A 16506-nucleotide genomic window follows, 5' to 3' on the forward strand; every position below is an offset into this window, starting at 1 on the left:
GACCGGAATTTGGCTGCGATTTTAGGCCCGTAAAGACCTCTCGGTGTCAAAAGATCGAACTGTCAGCCGTTCGACTGCGATACATCAAGTCCTTTCTTTGTTGGTCAGAACAGCACCCCGTACCGCAGCGCGTCATAAATTCCCGCATGGATATTGCGGCTGGCGACTGCGTCGCCGATGCGGAACAGGTCGAACTCTCCGTCGGGATTTCGTATCTTGATCGGGTTTTCCTGGCGGATCAGGGCCTTGTAATCCACCGCACCCAGATTGCGCGACAGGGGTTTCAGCTCGAGATAGAGGTCGGCCATCGGCAGGGTGCCGTGCTCGACAACAACCTGGGCGACGCGGCGTTCGACCGAAGCATGTTCCGAATAGTCCGAGCCCAGCACCGCCACCAGCTGATTGCCCTCGCGGCGGACGGATTTAAGCCTTGTGTTGATCGTCACCCGCACATTCTTTTCCGCAAAGGCCTTGGCATAGGGCACATGGTTCATGCCGCCGATTTCCGGCGCGAACATGCGTTCCGGCGAGACGATCTCCAGCTCGGCACCGGTGGCCGCGATCATTTCCGCTGCCGTCATGCCGGTATGGGCGCCATTGTCGTCGTAGAGCAGGACCGGACCTTCCGGTTTGATGGCGCCGGCGATGATATCCCAACTGGAGACCACCAGGTCGTCGCCCGCTTCCAGCAGCGGATTTTGCGCGATGCCGCCGGTGGCGATGACGACCAGATCGGGTTTTCGCTCCAGAATGTCGGCCGCTTCGGCAAAGACATTGTAATGGATGGGAACGCCCAGCCGCTCCAACTCGGACAAACGCCAGTCGACGATGCCGATCATTTCCTTTCGGCGCGGATTGCGGGCGGCCAAAAGGATCTGGCCACCGGCCTCGCCGGTCGCCTCCAATATCTCAACCGGATGACCACGTTCGGCCAGTACCCGGGCCGCCTCCAGCCCTGCTGGTCCGGCGCCGACCACGACCACCTTTCGCAGTGGCCCGGTTGTCTTGGAAATCACATGCGGGATGGCCGCCTCGCGGCCTGTGGCCGCATTGTGAATACAGAGTGCACCGCCGCCTTCATAGATACGATCAAGACAGTAGGTGGCACCGACGCAGGGACGTATCTGGTTTTCGCGGCCCTCGATGATTTTCCTGACGATTTGCGGATCAGCGATATGGGCGCGCGTCATGCCGACCATATCAAGCTTGCCCTCGGCGATCGCATGGCGCGCGGTGGCGACATCGGCGATGCGGGCGGCGTGGAAAACCGGGAATTTGGTGGCAGCTCGGACATCGCCGGCGAAATCGAGATGCGGCGATGAGGCCATGCCCTGGATCGGGATGACATTGGTCAGATGCGCATCATGGTCGATATGGCCGCGGATGATGTTGAGGAAATCGACCTTGCCGGAACCGGCGAGCCGCCGGGCGATTTCGACGCCCTCCTGCTTCGAAAGTCCGATATCCCATTGCTCGTCGGCCACCATCCGGATGCCGACGATGAAATCCGGCCCGACGGCCTTGCGCACGGCATCGAGCACCATGTCGGAAAAGCGCATGCGGTTATCGAGCGAACCGCCATACTCGTCGTCGCGGTGGTTGGTGGCAGGAGACCAGAAGCCGTCCATCAGATGGCCATAGGCTTCAAACTCGATGCCATCCAGCCCCGCCGCCTGCATGCGCTGCGCAGCACTGGCATAGTCACCGACAATGCGCTCGATATCCCAGTCCTCGATCTCTTTGGGAAAGGCGCGGTGGGCGGCTTCGCGCACCGGCGATGGCGACAGCACCGGCAGCCAGTCCCCCTTGTTCCAGCCGGTGCGGCGGCCGAGATGGGTCAACTGGATCATCACGGCTGCGCCGTGTTCATGACAGTCATCAGTGATGCTCTTCAGCCACGGCACGATCTCGTCGGAATAGGCATGGAGATTGCCGAAGGCGGGCGGCGAATCCTCCGAGACGATCGCCGAGCCCGCCGTCATGGTCAGCGCGATGCCGCCTTTGGCCTTTTCAAGATGATAGAGCCGGTAGCGGTCCTTCGGCATGCCGTCTTCGGAATAGGCCGGCTCATGCGAGGTCGACATGATCCGGTTTTTCAGCGTCAGATGCTTGAGCTGGTAGGGCTGGAGAAGCGGGTCTTTTGTGTCGATCATGATCTCGGGGCTCAATTTACAAATGTCATGCTGTCATACCCCTCACCAAGCGCGCCCAAGCACTCAGCTTCGCTTCGTGCGGGCTTGCTATCCTCTCCCGCAAGGGGAGAGGGAAAACTGAGGCGCCCTGCGCAGACCTTCCTCTCCCCTTGCGGGAGAGGATACGAAGGCCGCGAGAGGCGAAGCCGATCGCTTGGCCGAAGTTGGTGAGGGGTGAACCCTCCCTCCCCTCAATACCAGGCATCCGCCATGCCGTTCTTGCGTTTCGTCATATACTCCGTCAACGCCTCGTCGATTGCCACGTCCAGAGGCGGCGCTTCATATTCGGCCAGCGTCTTTTTCCAGCGTTTGTTGGCGCGCGCCGCCATGTCGGTCGAGCCGCCCTCCTCGCTCCACTTCTCGAACGGCTCGTTGTCGGACAGGCCTGAATCCCAGAATGCCGTCTGGTAGTTGCGCATCGTGTGGTCGCAGCCGAGAAAATGGCTGCCGGGCCCGACCTGCAGGAAGGCATCCATGGCGAGCGTATTGTCGTCCACCACCACGCCTGCGAGGTAGGAATGCAGCGCGCCGCAGAAATCCGTGTCCATGACGAATTTTTCGTACGACATGGCGAGCAGCCCATCGAGGAAGCCGGCGGAATGCAGGATGAAATTGGCGCCGCAATGCACTGCAGACAGCATCGACATGACGCCCTCCTGCATCGCCTGGCCGTCCGGCAGCTTCGAATTGGAGAAATTGCCGGCGCAGCGCAGCGGCAGTTTCAGCCGCCGGGCGAGCTGGCCGATGACCATCGAGCCGATCGCCGGCTCCGGCGTCCCGAAGGTGGGAGAGCCCGAGCGCAGCGACATCGAGGAGAGGAAATTTCCAAAAATCACCGGCGCGCCCTTGCGCTCCAGCTGCGTCAGCGCACAGCCGGCCAGCGTCTCGGCATAGGATTGGGCGATGGCCCCGGCATTGGTGACCGGACCCATGGCACCGCCGAGAATGAACGGCACGATGACCGCCGCCTGGTTGGCGCGGGCATAGGCACGCAGCGATCTGGTCATGGTGCCGTCCCAGACCAGCGGCGAGTTGACGTTGACATTGCCGAGGATGACACAGTTGCGATCGACGAAATCGCGGCCGAAAACGATCCGCGCCATATCGATCGAATCCTCTGCCCGGTCTTCCGCCGTGATCGAGCCCATGAAGGCGCGGTCGGAATATTTGATATGGCTATAGACCATGTCGAGATGGCGCTTGTTGACCGGCACGTCGACCGGCTCGCAGATCGTGCCGCCGGAATGATGCAGCCACGGGCTCGACTGGGCCAGCTTGATGAAGTTGCGGAAATCCTCCAGCGTGCCGTAGCGGCGGCCGTTGTCGAGGTCCATGACGAAGGGCGAACCGTAGGCTGGGGAAAAGACGACGTTCTTGCCGCCGATCTCGACATTATGAGCGGGATTGCGGGCATGCTGGGTGAACTGGGCCGGTGCAGTCGAGACGATCTCGTTCAGCATGCCCGGCTCAAAGCGCACCAGCAGACCATCGACCTTGGCCCCTGCCCGCTTGCAGTGATCCAGCGAGGCCGGATCGTCGCGAAACTCGATGCCGACTTCGCTAAGGATCCGGTCGGCAACGCGTTCGATCTTTTGAAGGTTGTCTTCGCTGAGGATGTCATAGGTCGGGATGTTGCGGGCGATATAGGGAATGCCGACGATCTTCGCCGCATTGTCACGCCGGGCCGTGCGGCCGGGCCGTGCGCGTCTTACCGGATCTGCTTCAGTAGCCAAGAGCGTTTCCATATGATGCCTCCCCTTTTCCCAATCGAGGCTAGTCGTGAAAAAGCCCAGTGTAACGCTGGAAAAATTAGAGGCATGATATAAGCTGGACTTATGGAAACCCTGCGCCGCCTCCTGCCCTCCGCCTCCAGCCTGATCGTCTTCGAGGCGTCCGGGCGGCATCAGAATTTCACCCGTGCGGCTAAAGAGCTGGCGATGACGCAGGCCGCCGTCTCCTATGCCATTCGCGGGCTGGAAGAACAGCTCGGCGTGCCGCTGTTTCACCGGGTGCATCGGGCAGTGCAATTGACCGAAGCGGGCGAAAAATTCCATGCCGACGTCTCGCTCGGCCTGTCTCGCATCCAGAAATCCGCCGAGGAAATCCGCGCCAAACGCCGCGAGACCAATGTGACGCTCGCCGCTTCGACCGCTTTTGCTTCGATGTGGATGCTGCCGCGGCTGACGAAACTGCGCGAGGACCTGCCCGAAATCGACCTGCGCATCCAGACCAGCGTGCGCGATCTCGATCTGGAGGAAGAGCCGATCCCGCTTGCCATTCGCGGCGGCGGCGATCCGGCCCACTGGCCACGCTATCATACGGCACTTTTGGCACCCGAGGTGATCTGCGCGGTTGCATCGCCCGCCTTCGTCGAGGCCAACGGCATGCCGCAACGGCCGGCTGATCTTTTGAAACATCCGCTGATCCATCTGGAGGAGCCGGTGAGACAGGCTTACAGCTGGCAGGAATGGTTTGCCAGCGCCGGTGTATCCTATCCCGCCAAGGCGCGGCGGCTGACATTGAATGATTATGTTCTGGTGGTCCAGGCCGTGCTCGCCGGCGAAGGGATTGCGCTTGGATGGAACCATGTGATCGAACGGCAGGTCCGCTCGGGCGCGCTGGTTCCGGTCGGCAATCATGTGCTGAAGACGGATCTAGCCTTCTACGTTGTCTGGCCGCGATCGCGCGAGCTCAATCTTCAGGCACGCCGCGTGCGCGACTGGCTGCTGGAGGAAGGACGCCGGGAACGGGAGGGCTGAGGCAGAGGTCTCAGACCGCGACGGAGAGCGCCGGGCCGGCTTCGTGATAATTCTCGGCGAGATAACGCAGCGTCGTGACGGAATCAGCCGGCTTGCCGTAGAAATAGCCCTGCCCCATGCCGCAGCCGAGCCCCTTCAGCTTCATGGCTTCCGAGAAATCCTCGATACCTTCGGCGACGACTTCGAGGTTGAGACCATCGCACATGGCGATGATCGCCTTGACGATATGTTCGGATGCCCGGTCGGCGGAAATGCGCGAGACGAAGGCACGGTCGACCTTGACCTTGTCGAAGGAGAAATCTCTCAAACGCCCGAGGCTCGACTGGCCCGTACCGAAATCGTCGAGCGAGATGCGAACCCCGGCAGCGCGAAGTTCGGTGACGATCTTTTGCGCCACGTCAGCATCCGTCATCACGGCCGTCTCGGTGATTTCCAGTTCCAGCCGGCGCGGATCCAGGCCGACCTGCTGGATGATCGACAGGACATTGGTGCTGGTCGATGGGTCCATCAGCTGGGCCGATGACAGATTGAAGGATAAAAACAGTTCCTTCGGCCAGAGCAGTGCGGTCTCTGCCGCCTTGCGCAGCAGCGTCTCGGACAGCGAATCGATGAAGCCGCGCTCTTCGGCCAGCGGCACGAAAACAGCCGGCGAGACATAACCGAGATCCGGATCGCACCAGCGGGCCAGCGCCTCGAAACCGACGACCGTGTCGTTCTTCAGGCTGACGATCGGCTGGAAATGGACATCGACCTCATCGGCAATGATGGCATTGCGCAGCGCCTGTTCGAGCTGGGTCGCGCGCTTCATCTCCTGGGCAATTTCCTTGGAATAGACGGTGATCTGGCCACGCCCGCGCCGTTTGGAGCGATAGAGGGCCGTGTCGGCGCTTTTCAGCAGGTCCTCGAATTCCTCGCCGGCGAAGGGATAAACGGCAAAACCGAAGGATGCAGACAGGCGAACATTGCGCTCGCCGAGATCGAAGGGCGCCGACAGCACCTCTTTCAGCATATGGCCGATCTTTTCGGCAGCCTTGCGCTCGAACACCAGCGGCAACACGAAGGCGAACTCGTCGCCGCCGGCGCGGATCACGGTGGCGCCATCCGGGACGCATGCAAGCAGCCGGTTTGCAACCTGGCAGAGGATTTCATCACCGGCCTCGGGGCCGAAGAGATCGTTGATCGGCTTGAACCCGTCGAGATTAGCAAGGCCGATCGTGAACGGCGCGGGATCACTGGCGCGATCGGCGGCGATTTCGCGTACCTTGTCCCGCAATCTATAGGAATTGCCCAATCCGGTCAGCGGATCGGTATAGGCCATTGCATGCAAATCATTCCGGCTGATGTGCTGAGACGGTGTTTCAGCAGAATTCATAAACGCATTCCCAGGATTGGATTCAAGGCAGTGTCAGGAACAGACGATGGGCATGGAGGGTTAAGATTTCGAAAGCGCCTCTTCCTCTCTTTCCGCATCCTTCTCCCTAATTCTAGGGAGTTGACATCAGTAGGGTTCAAACCTGTGTTCCTGCTTGCCTTTCCCGGGCTGTTTCAGGGCCATTCGAACAGATCGGGGCGTCAACCCGTCATACGCTCGGCTTTGGTGTTGACGAACTTGCGATAGACGGCCTCGATCATGTCCGGACTGATCGGCTTGGTGATGTAATCGTCCATGCCGGCCAGCTTGCTCTGTTCGATATCGATATCGAGCGCCTGCGCCGTGACGGCAATGATCGGCGTCTGGAAGACTGCATTTTTCTCAAGAGCGCGGATGGCGCGCGTCGCATCAAATCCGTTCATCACCGGCATCGAGACATCCATCAGCACCAGATTTGGCCGGTATTGCTGCCAGAACTTGACAGCTTCCTCGCCGTTGGCGGCGATCCGGTAGGATATGCCGAGCCCTTCGAGGATCTGAGCAAAGACGAACTGGTTGATTTCGTTGTCTTCGGCAACCACGACTTCGACTTCCGGCATCGGCCGGCCGGCCAGGTTGGTCTCGGGCACAATGATATCCCAATCGGCAGGCCCCTCGACCTCTGCCGACGGTAACGCGCCGATACCGTTTTCGCATAAAGCCAGAATGCTGGCGCGCAATTCGACGGCTTTCCAATCCCTGGCGATGACCAGCGACGGAGACATCGTCCAGCTCGCAACCGTCGCCAGCGCATCTGCCATCGTGCCATCGATCAGAAGTGCTTCGATTATGATACCGCGTGCCGCACACGCATCCTTAAAGGCTGCAAGCTCGGTGATATTTCTGACCGCGCAGGCATCAAAACCCCAGCGGCGCAACTGCGGCACCAGATTGATTTCAAGAGCTGCGGCTGATGTCATCAAGAGGATTTTCTGCTTGCCCTTGACGTAGGGATCGATGATGGCACCGGCTTCGACCAGATGCTGCATATCGATCGAACGGAAGGGATCGTAGCAATTCTGTGCTGGGGCAAAGACGCTGTAATCCTTGACATCCAAAGGCGACCGGCCGGTCGTGATATCATCCAGCCCGCTATAGCCGACGACCAGATCGGTCACGTCATTCATGCAGGTGACCAGCAGATATTTTCCGGGATCGCCGACGCGGAACTTGCGGGTGACGACCCAAAGATCCTCGCCATCCGCCTGAACGATCTGCTCCGGCTGGCAATGGACATCGCCACTCTCCAGCGTTTCCCGGTCGGAACGTTCGAATTTTTCAGCCAGATCCGGCTCCAGCAGATCCCAGACGGATCGTCCGAGGATGGCGTCGGCGGTCATGCCGTGGATGGCACAGAATGCCTTGTTGACGGCTATATAGCAGAGGTTGCGATCCTTGACGCAGATCGGATTGGGCAGGCAATCGAGGATGCCCTCCGTCAGTTCGACGCGCTCCATGTCAATCTGCATCTGCTCTTCGCGCTTTTTCTGCTCGGAGACATCGTTGATCGCGACGATGCCGAGACCACTCGAAAGGCGCCGCGTGCGCACGTTGATCCAGCGGTGGCGGCCGATACGCTCGACGACGTCGAAACGCTCGCGCCAATGATGCGACAGATGTTCGGAAATCCATTCGTCGCGATTGGCGTGGCGGCGGCTGGTCTCAGGCGCCGTGCCGCTACGAACGCCGGAATCGAAGATCGCGCCGAGAAAATCCTTCAGCCGTGTTCCAGCCTCCAGAAAATGCGCCGGAATGGGGTAGAACTGGAGAATGGGGCGACTGGCAAACACAATCTCATCATTCTTGTCGCAGACAAGAATGGCCAGGCCGAGCGCGTCAGACGTCGCCTCAAGCACAGTTTTCTGGATGTTCGCGCCGAAAGACGCTACATCATTCATTTCATAGCCCTCATATAACCTTGGCGGCTTCTTTTTCCGGGGACATGCTGACGAACGCGCCTATCAGGCCGTATCTGGGGTTCCGTTCCCGGGCGGACAGCTACGCCACAGGCTCCAAATGACAAAACCTGTGCTCATTCAGGTTGTTGCCGAACGTCGCAGCTTTGTATTAAGGCCAGATTAAACCCGACCGAATTTGTCATGGACCACCACCTCGACACAGCCGGGGATAGACCCTCAAGCACACTTTTCATGTGCAGCCGAATCCCGGACAATAGACCATGGCCATCAAGCAGCTCTCAGAAACCCTCATCAACCAGATCGCCGCCGGCGAGGTCATCGAACGCCCCGCCAGCGCTGCCAAGGAGCTGATCGAAAATGCGCTCGATGCCGGCGCCACCCGCATCGAGATCGCCACGGCGGGCGGTGGCAAGACCTTGCTGCGGGTGACGGACAACGGCTGCGGCATGGGGCCTGACGATCTGGAGCTTGCAGTGCGCCGCCATTGCACATCCAAGCTCGACGACAATCTTCTGGATATCCGCACGCTCGGGTTTCGCGGCGAGGCCTTGCCCTCGATCGGCTCGGTTGCGCGACTGACGATCACCAGCCGTCCGGCCGGTGCCAGCCACGGCGCCGAGATCGGTGTATTCGGCGGCAAGCTGCAACCGGTGAAGCCGGCCGCCGTCAACCAGGGCACCGTGGTCGAGGTGCGCGACCTGTTCTTTGCCACGCCAGCACGGCTTAATTTCATGAAGACCGAGCGGGCCGAGGCCTCGGCCATTTCCGATGTCGTCCGGCGCATGGCGATCGCCTTTCCGGGCGTGCGCTTCGTGTTGTCCGGTTCCGACCGCACGACGCTGGAATTTTCCTCCACCGGTGACGACCGGCTGGCCCGCATCGCGCAGGTACTGGGCCGGGATTTCCGCGACAATGCGATCGAGATCGACGCCGAGCGCGAGGGCGCGCGGCTGACCGGCTTTGCCGGGGTACCGACCTTCAACCGCGGCAACTCGCTGCAGCAATATGCCTTCGTCAACGGCCGCCCGGTGCAGGACAAGCTGATCTGGTCGGCATTGCGCGCCGCCTATGCGGAGACCATTCCGCAGGGGCGCTATCCAGTGGCGGTGCTGTCGCTGACGGTCGATCCGGATGTGGTCGATGTCAACGTGCATCCGGCCAAATCGGATGTCCGCTTCCGCGATCCCGGGATGATACGCGGCCTGATCATCGGTGCGATCCGCCAGGCACTGGCACAGGATGGCGACCGCGCCTCGACGACCGGTGCCAGCGGCCTGATGCGGGCATTCCGGCCGGAGCCGCAGCGGCCGAACGGCAACTGGACGGCCGCCACCTCCCCCTACCGGCCGATGGATTTCGGCTCGGCACCTGCCGGTTTCGGTGAACGGCCACAGGCAGCCTTTGCCGGGATGACAATGCCGTCGGCCCGCGCACCGTCGAGCGAACCCGAACTTGCCGCCGCCCCTCAACCGGAAAAAGCCCATCCGCTTGGCGCAGCGCGGGCGCAGCTGCATGAAAACTATATCGTCGCCCAGACGGAGGATGGCCTCGTCATCGTCGACCAGCATGCGGCCCATGAGCGGCTGGTGTTCGAGGAATTGCGCAAAGGGCTGAATTCCCGGCCGATCCCGGCCCAGGCTTTGCTCATTCCCGAGATCGTCGATCTGCCGGAAGACGATTGCGACCGGCTGATCAGCCATTCGGCGGAATTCTCGCGGCTCGGGCTCGGCATCGAGCGCTTCGGGCCGGGCGCGATTGCCATTCGCGAAACACCCTCGATGCTCGGCGAGATGGATGCCGTCGGGCTGGTGCGGCAGCTGGCCGACGAGCTGGCCGAATGGGACACCGCCAACGGCCTTGCCAGCCGGCTGGATTATCTGGCGGCGACCATGGCCTGCCACGGCTCGGTGCGGTCCGGCCGGCGGCTCAGGCCCGAGGAAATGAACGCGCTGTTGCGGCAGATGGAGGCAACGCCCGGATCAGGCCAGTGCAATCACGGGCGGCCAACCTATATCGAGCTGAAGCTTTCCGATATCGAGCGGCTGTTCGGACGCAGTTGAGCCATCGGATCGTCAATTGCGCTGGAAATCCGGGCGGTGTCGCGCTAGAGCATGGTCACAACAGATGACGCTAGAGCGCTTCATCTCGATCGCGTCCATTGCGGATGCCTGTCGAGACGACACTCCCAAACAGCGGACGAAAATTGATGCGGGGTCGCAGGACGATGAACAGATTTGAGGGCAACGGCAACCGGGAAGCCAAGATCCGCTATCTCGACGGCGACTTCCAGATCGTGCTTCCTGGATCGCATGTCATCTGCGCAATGACTGGCGCCGTCATCCCGGTCGATGAGTTGCGCTACTGGAGCGTCGCGCGGCAGGAACCCTATGCCGACGCGGAAGCTTCCTATGAGGCGGACAAGCGGGCCGGTATCCTGCCAAACCAGAAGTAGACCTGCGTCATTCCAACGGGATCGCCCGCAGCGGTACTGTCCTTAAGCAGAACGGTGCCTACGACTTGCGCAGGTTGCGCGTGCGCGCGGCCTTCACCGCCGCGTCGATGATCTTGCCCGGCGAGCCCGGATCGTCGAAACGAACCTCCACCTCTATCACCCGGCTCTTTTTCATCAATTCCCCGGCACGGCCATGTTCCGGTTCCAGCCGCACCATGTCCTTGGCGGTGGTCACCAGCTGGTAGCCATGGGCGGCGGCATGGTCGAGCAGATCGCTGATCTCGTCCTCTGAAAAATGGTGATGGTCCGGAAAGCTGCGTGTTTCAGCGATGACCGCCCCCGTCTCGCGGACCGTGCGGAAGAATTTTTCCGGATCGGCAATGCCAGCCCAGGCCAGCACCGGAATATCCTTCAGCCCACCATCGTCGAGATGTTCGACATTGGCGGCGTAGATCTGCTTGCCGGCGCGCGCCGAGCGGCGGATCAGCGCGTCGGCACGATCGCCGTTACCGATCTTCAAAAGTGCGGAGGCGTGGCGGATCTGCTGGGGGATCGGCGCTCGCACCGGACCGGCCGGGATCAGGAACCCATTGCCGATGCCGCGGCGGCTATCGATCACCAGAAGCGAAAAATCGAATGTCAGCCGGGCGCTCTGGAAACCGTCGTCCATAATGATGATGTCGGCGCCTTCGGCCACCAGCCGGCGGGCGCCTTCGACACGCTTGCGGCAGACTACAGCCAGACCCTCGCGGGCGAGAAGCAGCGGCTCGTCGCCGACGTCGCGGGCGCGATGATGGGCGGGATCGACCACGGTCGTGACATCGAGCGAGCCGCCATAGCCGCGGCTGAGGAATCCCGGCTTCAGCCCACGCTGGCGGGCAGCACGGGCAAGCGCGATCGCAGTCGGCGTCTTGCCCGCACCGCCGACAGTAAAATTACCGACGCAGATGACCGGCACAGGCACGGACGCACGCCGTGCATGATCCATGCGCGAACCGGAAATGCGTCCGTAAATCCAGGAAAACGGCCAAAGGCCGTAGGCGCGCCAATCCGCTTTGGTCCACCAGAATGGCGGTGCTTCAGAAACCATCAGTCCTTCCAGGCCTCCCCGCGCCGGCCGGTTGCTCCCGGTTTTCGCAAAACTTTGCGCGGCGAAATTCTTGTCCTATCAAAACATTTTTTCCAGGAGAAAAAAGCCGTCTCGATGCGCGACACAAAACGTCAGATTGCCAGGAATTGCAAGCCGTGCGCGCATTAACCAGAACGCCCGATGCTAGTGACCGGCGTCTGAAAACACCCGCGGAACGGCAATGCACATCACCTGGATATACCGAGTATTAACCAGTCTGCGGCACTGTCGGTTAACCACATCTGGTGCCTTCCGTTTTCCTGTTTTTTGTAGCGGACCATACAATGAATATCAGTTTTAACTCGGCGGCCACCGCCGCTCTGGCAGTATTGCGCCATAATGACAGCACCCACGATAAGATGCAGAACGTCGTCACGACGGGGATGCGCATATCGGAGGCCGCTGATAATGCTGCCTACTGGTCGATCGCGACCGACATGCGCAACACCACCAAGGCAACGAGCACGGTCATCGATGCGCTGGAACTGGGCGCTGCCCTGGTTGATGTATCGTATCAGGCGATGGAAGACCTGATCGACATCACGTCGGAAATCAAGACGAAGATCCTGGCCATGAAGGAGCCTGGGGTCGATCGTTACAAGGTCAGCTCCGAAATCTATGAGCTGGAGAAGCAGTTCCTTTCAACCACGGAATCCGCGTCGTTCAACGGGCGCAACCTGCTGGCGCCGGGCAAGCTGAATTTTACCGAAAAGAGCTATGTCGATGGCAATGGCAAGACGCTAAAATATATCGAGATGGGTGCTCCTGATGCCGGTCCGGTCTTCGGTGGTATCGTTTCGAGTTATACCAAGGGCCGCGTCGGCATCATCAATATCTATGGTGACAGCAACCTCAACGTCTTCGGCCCGGCAAGCTACAAGAATGAGGATGGCAGCATTTCAGCGCAGAACGGTCTTGTCGACACCCCGCAAGCCGATGGCATGACCGGTGGCGTACCGCATCCGGATCCTGCCAAGACCACGGCATGGCTACCGGCCTTCAACGGCCGCACCCAGATCGGTCTTGGCACCGACGACATGTTCAGCGCATCGCATATGGGCGAAGTGCCCGACGGTCTCGTTGAAGCCGCGACCGATCTTCTTTTGAAGCGTTATGACGATATTCACACGACGCTGACGGACAGGGCGGCCACACTTGGTTCGCTCAGCATGCGCATCGACATGCAGACCGATTTCAACCGGACCCTGACAGCGACCATCCAGAAGGGCATCGGCCGCCTGGTGGACGCCGACATGAGCGATGCCTCAACCAAGCTCAAGGCCATCCAGGCACAAGTCCAGCTGGCCGTTCAGGCGCTCAACATCGCCAACAACGCGCCATCGCTGCTAATGCAGCTGTTCCGCTAAAAAACAGGGCCGACGTTAGACCAAAACCGTTTCAAGCTCGGTGATGTCGTTGAGGCAATGATCCGATGCCGCAGCAAGCGATTGCGGCGATCCGGTGCCGGTCAAAACGGCGACTGTCAGGCCGACGCCGGCATTGCGGCCCATGTGCAGGTCGTGATTGTTGTCGCCGACGACGGCGACCTGGTGGGGCTCGAGCCCTGTCGCGGCACAAAAACCATGTACCATGCCCGGCTGCGGCTTGGTGCCGAAGCCACTGTCATAGCCTGCGACATAGTGAAGATAGCCGTCGAAACCAAAGCGCTTGGCGGTTTCGCGGATCGAGCGTTCATTGTCGCTGGAGGCAACACCGAGACGGTAGCCCTTGGCGTGCAAGCCCGCGAAGAACGTGGCAAGATCGGTGACCGGCACCGCATATTCGGCGGAATTGGAAAACAACCCGTCGAGCTTCACCGTCAGCGCTTCGACCGTATAGGGCGCGCCGGCCGCGACCATGCCGGTGGCGATCTCGACGGTGTTGCCTGCGGCCAGCAGGCTGTCGGGCATCACGTGGCCAGTGTCGGGATCCATGCCACTGGCGACCAGCAGGCGTCTGGCCAATTCGGCATCGCCATTGGCAGCGATGCTGGCGACTTCATAGTTCACCGGAACCCAGCTCTTCACATAATCGAGCAGCGTGCCGTCCTTGTCGAAGAGGATGCCGGAAATGGTCCTGTCGGTCGTCATCGTTATCCCACCGGAAGAAAGCGTCAGTTATCGCTACGAGGCTGCAGTCTGGCCTTCACCGTCAGCGGGTTGATATAGGGTTCCAGGCCCCGGATCGTCGCCGACAATGCTCCGCGCATTTCATGTACGGTTTCGAGCCCGGCATCGATCATCTTGCGACGAACCTCGTCGTTGACGAGAAGATAATTCACGCCCTTGGCCAGCATCTCGACATCGCGGATGATCTTGGCGCTGCCGTTCTTGGCGAGCATCTGGTAGGTGTCGCGGAAATTCTGGACATTGCCGCCCGACAGGATGGCGCAGCCGAGCATGGCCGGCTCCAGCGGGTTCTGCCCACCCTCGGCAAACAGCGAGCGGCCGACAAAAGCCACCTCGGTCAACCGCAGGTAAAGCCCCATCTCGCCGATCGTGTCGCCAAGGAAGATATCGGTTTCCGGCGTGATCGGATCGTTGCGGGTGCGCCGCGCGACCGTCAGCCCCTTGGACGTCAGCATCGTCTCGATCGCATCGCAGCGCTCCGGATGGCGCGGCACGATAATGGTCAGGAGCCCGGTGCGTTCCTTCAGGGCGCGATGGACGATGCCGGCGGCATTTTCCTCACCCTCGAAGGTGGAGATGGCAGCCCAGGTCTTGCGGTCGCGGATCTGCTGGCGGTAATGCTTGAGCGCATTGTTGTCATGCGGCGGCGCGTCGGTATCGACCTTCAGATTGCCAGATACCATCACCGGCAGCGCACCGAGCGTGCGGAAGCGCTCCGCATCGGTTTCGGACTGGGCAATGACCAGGGCCAGGTTTTCAAACAGAGCGTCGGCAAGCCACAGGCGTTTTTTCCAGCGGCCGAAGGTGCGGTCGGACAGGCGGCCATTGACCAGGACTTGGGGAATGTGACGCTGCCCAAGCTCCACCATGGTCATCGGCCATATTTCCGATTCCGCGATGATGGCCAGGTCCGGCTCCCAGTAGTCGAGGAAGCGGCTGACGGCCGGCTTGAAATCCAGCGGCACATATTGATGGATAACACGGGAGCCGAGCCGCTCGGAGACGATGCGCGCCGATGTCTTCGTGCCGGTGGTCAACACAACCGAGATACCCCGGCGCGCGACTTCGTTGATCAGCGGGATAATGGCGGTAGTCTCGCCGACGCTGGCGGCATGAAACCAGACCAGCGGTCCCTGCGGGCGCGGCGCGCTGGCGTGACCATAACGCTCCTGTCGGCGGGCGCCGTCTTCCTTGCCCTTGGCGGCGCGGGCGGCAAGATAGCCCCAGACCAGCGGATAGACCGCCGTGCCGATCCAGCGATAGCTGGACAGAGCCAGCCGGGCGAGCATGTGGGTCATGCGGACAAAACTCCCGTGCACCGGCCAGCCGGAAGGCCGGCCGCATGTGCGGTTTCCGCTTGTTCAGCCGCAAGGCCTGGTTGTCCGAAACGCCCTGGCATCAAGCCTGTTCCGGATCCAGGAGCCGGTGCATGTGCACGATGAAATAGCGCATATGTGCATTGTCGACGGTCAGCTGGGCCTTGGACTTCCAGGCCGTCAGCGCGGTGTCATAGTCAGGGAAAATGCCGACGACATCGAGTTTTTCCAGATCGCGGAACTCGACACCGGTCAGCGTTGTCAATTCACCGCCGAACACCAGATGCAGCCGCTGTTTTACTTCCGAATTCTGAGCCATCAGACCTTCCAATTTTCTTGTCGTATTTTGCTTGTGGTTTGCGGCATTCAGGCAGAAAGGTCAATGGCCCTCCAGCCCCTGCGATGCGGCAATCAACGCTGGTAATGCGGGCTTTGCAGCCGCGCACAGGACGGTATGGCGAACATTGGGGCGATTGTAGGAAAGCGGCTGTCCATCGAGATTGAAAAGCGCTCCGCCCGCCCGTTCCAGGATCAGATCGGCCGCCGCCAGATCCCAATCGTGGGAGTTCTTTTTGACGACCGTGCCATCGATGCGGCCATCGGCGATCATCGCGATCCGGTAGGCCAGCGACGGCACGTGGGGAATGCGCGAGACACTCGCCCGGTAGCCAGGCTCCAGCAAGCCGACTGTTTCCTCGGCAAGCGCGATCCGGAGATTTTCCGCGCCCATCGGTTTGACATTGATCGGCGCGCCGTTCTTCAGAGCGTCGCCCGTCACACTCGCCTGAAACAGTTCGCCAAGCGCCGGGGCAAACAGGACACCTGCAACGGGACGGCCAAGATGCACGACGGCGACGCTGACGCACCAGACATCCTTGCCGGCAATGAAAGCCCGGGTTCCGTCAATCGGATCGACGACGAAGACGGTGTCGCAGCCGAGCCTTGCCTCGTCGTCGTCGGTTTCCTCCGACAGCCAGCCGTAATTCGGCCGTGCCGCCAGGAGTTTTTCCTTGAGGATATCGTTGGCGGCAAAATCGGCTTCGCTGACCGGCGAGCGGCCACCGTTCTTCCACTGGACGTCCGGATCCTTGCGGAAATAGGACAGCGCCTTTTCGCCGGCAGCCTTTGCCGCCATCGTGATCAGTTCCAGATCGCTGGACCATTGCTCCGGCGATGGGCGAACGGCATTCATCTCGGTC

General features: G+C 60.9%; 13 protein-coding genes. 4 read left to right on the plus strand and 9 right to left on the minus strand.

What is annotated here, in order from left to right:
• Positions 1-104: 104 nt before the first annotated feature.
• Positions 105-2150 (minus strand): FAD-dependent oxidoreductase, encoded by a 2046-nt coding sequence (locus ACP7E0_RS12245; RefSeq protein ID WP_426125325.1) that lies wholly within the window; start codon positions 2148-2150, stop codon positions 105-107.
• Positions 2151-2383: 233 nt separating this feature from the next.
• Positions 2384-3937, minus strand: coding sequence for a trimethylamine methyltransferase family protein (locus ACP7E0_RS12250; protein WP_426125199.1), 1554 nt, complete (start codon positions 3935-3937; stop codon positions 2384-2386).
• 90 nt (positions 3938-4027) lie between these two features.
• On the opposite strand from ACP7E0_RS12250, the gene ACP7E0_RS12255 reads away from it, so the two are divergent.
• The gene (locus tag ACP7E0_RS12255) at positions 4028-4951 is read left to right on the plus strand and encodes a LysR substrate-binding domain-containing protein (protein WP_426125201.1); all 924 of its coding nucleotides are present in this window, start codon (positions 4028-4030) and stop codon (positions 4949-4951) included.
• 10 nt (positions 4952-4961) lie between these two features.
• On the opposite strand, the gene ACP7E0_RS12260 is transcribed toward ACP7E0_RS12255, so the two are convergent.
• Both ACP7E0_RS12260 and ACP7E0_RS12265 read right to left on the minus strand, forming a co-directional pair.
• Positions 4962-6323 carry a putative bifunctional diguanylate cyclase/phosphodiesterase gene (locus ACP7E0_RS12260; RefSeq protein ID WP_426125203.1) on the minus strand — a complete coding sequence of 454 codons (1362 nt, stop codon included), beginning with the start codon at positions 6321-6323 and terminating at the stop codon, positions 4962-4964.
• A gap of 200 nt (positions 6324-6523) precedes the next feature.
• A complete protein-coding gene (locus ACP7E0_RS12265; RefSeq protein WP_426125205.1) occupies positions 6524-8260 on the minus strand; it encodes a response regulator in 1737 nt (578 codons plus the stop codon).
• A 281-nt stretch (positions 8261-8541) separates the two neighbouring features.
• Here ACP7E0_RS12265 and mutL point away from each other — a divergent pair, with 281 nt between their 5' ends.
• Together mutL and ACP7E0_RS12275 are read left to right on the plus strand one after the other, a co-directional pair.
• Positions 8542-10341, plus strand: coding sequence for a DNA mismatch repair endonuclease MutL (mutL, locus tag ACP7E0_RS12270; protein ID WP_426125207.1), 1800 nt, complete (start codon positions 8542-8544; stop codon positions 10339-10341).
• Between the two features lie 164 nt (positions 10342-10505).
• Positions 10506-10733: a DUF2093 domain-containing protein gene (locus ACP7E0_RS12275; protein ID WP_113316551.1), complete on the plus strand. Its 228-nt coding sequence runs from the start codon at positions 10506-10508 to the stop codon at positions 10731-10733.
• A gap of 58 nt (positions 10734-10791) precedes the next feature.
• On the opposite strand, the gene lpxK is transcribed toward ACP7E0_RS12275, so the two are convergent.
• Positions 10792-11823, minus strand: coding sequence for a tetraacyldisaccharide 4'-kinase (gene lpxK, locus ACP7E0_RS12280; protein WP_426125210.1), 1032 nt, complete (start codon positions 11821-11823; stop codon positions 10792-10794).
• 323 nt (positions 11824-12146) lie between these two features.
• Between lpxK and ACP7E0_RS12285 the strand changes: the two genes are divergently transcribed.
• Positions 12147-13229 (plus strand): flagellin, encoded by a 1083-nt coding sequence (locus tag ACP7E0_RS12285; protein WP_426125212.1) that lies wholly within the window; start codon positions 12147-12149, stop codon positions 13227-13229.
• A gap of 15 nt (positions 13230-13244) precedes the next feature.
• Here the strand turns inward: ACP7E0_RS12285 and ACP7E0_RS12290 are convergent, their stop codons facing one another.
• From ACP7E0_RS12290 to ACP7E0_RS12305, 4 genes are all read right to left on the minus strand, one after another.
• Entirely contained in the window at positions 13245-13952 is a 708-nt protein-coding gene (locus tag ACP7E0_RS12290) for an HAD family hydrolase (protein ID WP_426125214.1), read from the minus strand.
• 23 nt (positions 13953-13975) lie between these two features.
• The gene (waaA, locus tag ACP7E0_RS12295) at positions 13976-15289 is read right to left on the minus strand and encodes a lipid IV(A) 3-deoxy-D-manno-octulosonic acid transferase (RefSeq protein ID WP_426125216.1); all 1314 of its coding nucleotides are present in this window, start codon (positions 15287-15289) and stop codon (positions 13976-13978) included.
• A 100-nt stretch (positions 15290-15389) separates the two neighbouring features.
• The gene (locus ACP7E0_RS12300; RefSeq protein ID WP_426125217.1) at positions 15390-15626 is read right to left on the minus strand and encodes a DUF4170 domain-containing protein; all 237 of its coding nucleotides are present in this window, start codon (positions 15624-15626) and stop codon (positions 15390-15392) included.
• 60 nt (positions 15627-15686) lie between these two features.
• Positions 15687-16499 carry a 3'(2'),5'-bisphosphate nucleotidase CysQ gene (locus tag ACP7E0_RS12305; protein WP_426125219.1) on the minus strand — a complete coding sequence of 271 codons (813 nt, stop codon included), beginning with the start codon at positions 16497-16499 and terminating at the stop codon, positions 15687-15689.
• Positions 16500-16506: the final 7 nt, after the last annotated feature.

Origin of the sequence: Pararhizobium sp. PWRC1-1, from assembly GCF_049897905.1 — a bacterium.
In the GTDB taxonomy this organism is placed as follows: domain Bacteria; phylum Pseudomonadota; class Alphaproteobacteria; order Rhizobiales; family Rhizobiaceae; genus Pararhizobium.

Excerpts from the sequence above, each read along its gene's own strand:
- ACP7E0_RS12250 (WP_426125199.1), bottom strand. The coding sequence starts at position 3,937 with ATGGAAACGCTCTTGGCTACTGAAGCAGATCCGGTAAGACGCGCACGG.
- ACP7E0_RS12255 (WP_426125201.1), top strand. The coding sequence starts at position 4,028 with ATGGAAACCCTGCGCCGCCTCCTGCCCTCCGCCTCCAGCCTGATCGTC.
- ACP7E0_RS12260 (WP_426125203.1), bottom strand. The coding sequence starts at position 6,323 with ATGAATTCTGCTGAAACACCGTCTCAGCACATCAGCCGGAATGATTTG.
- ACP7E0_RS12265 (WP_426125205.1), bottom strand. The coding sequence starts at position 8,260 with ATGAATGATGTAGCGTCTTTCGGCGCGAACATCCAGAAAACTGTGCTT.
- mutL (WP_426125207.1), top strand. The coding sequence starts at position 8,542 with ATGGCCATCAAGCAGCTCTCAGAAACCCTCATCAACCAGATCGCCGCC.
- ACP7E0_RS12275 (WP_113316551.1), top strand. The coding sequence starts at position 10,506 with ATGAACAGATTTGAGGGCAACGGCAACCGGGAAGCCAAGATCCGCTAT.
- lpxK (WP_426125210.1), bottom strand. The coding sequence starts at position 11,823 with ATGGTTTCTGAAGCACCGCCATTCTGGTGGACCAAAGCGGATTGGCGC.
- ACP7E0_RS12285 (WP_426125212.1), top strand. The coding sequence starts at position 12,147 with ATGAATATCAGTTTTAACTCGGCGGCCACCGCCGCTCTGGCAGTATTG.
- ACP7E0_RS12290 (WP_426125214.1), bottom strand. The coding sequence starts at position 13,952 with ATGACGACCGACAGGACCATTTCCGGCATCCTCTTCGACAAGGACGGC.
- waaA (WP_426125216.1), bottom strand. The coding sequence starts at position 15,289 with ATGACCCACATGCTCGCCCGGCTGGCTCTGTCCAGCTATCGCTGGATC.
- ACP7E0_RS12300 (WP_426125217.1), bottom strand. The coding sequence starts at position 15,626 with ATGGCTCAGAATTCGGAAGTAAAACAGCGGCTGCATCTGGTGTTCGGC.
- ACP7E0_RS12305 (WP_426125219.1), bottom strand. The coding sequence starts at position 16,499 with ATGAATGCCGTTCGCCCATCGCCGGAGCAATGGTCCAGCGATCTGGAA.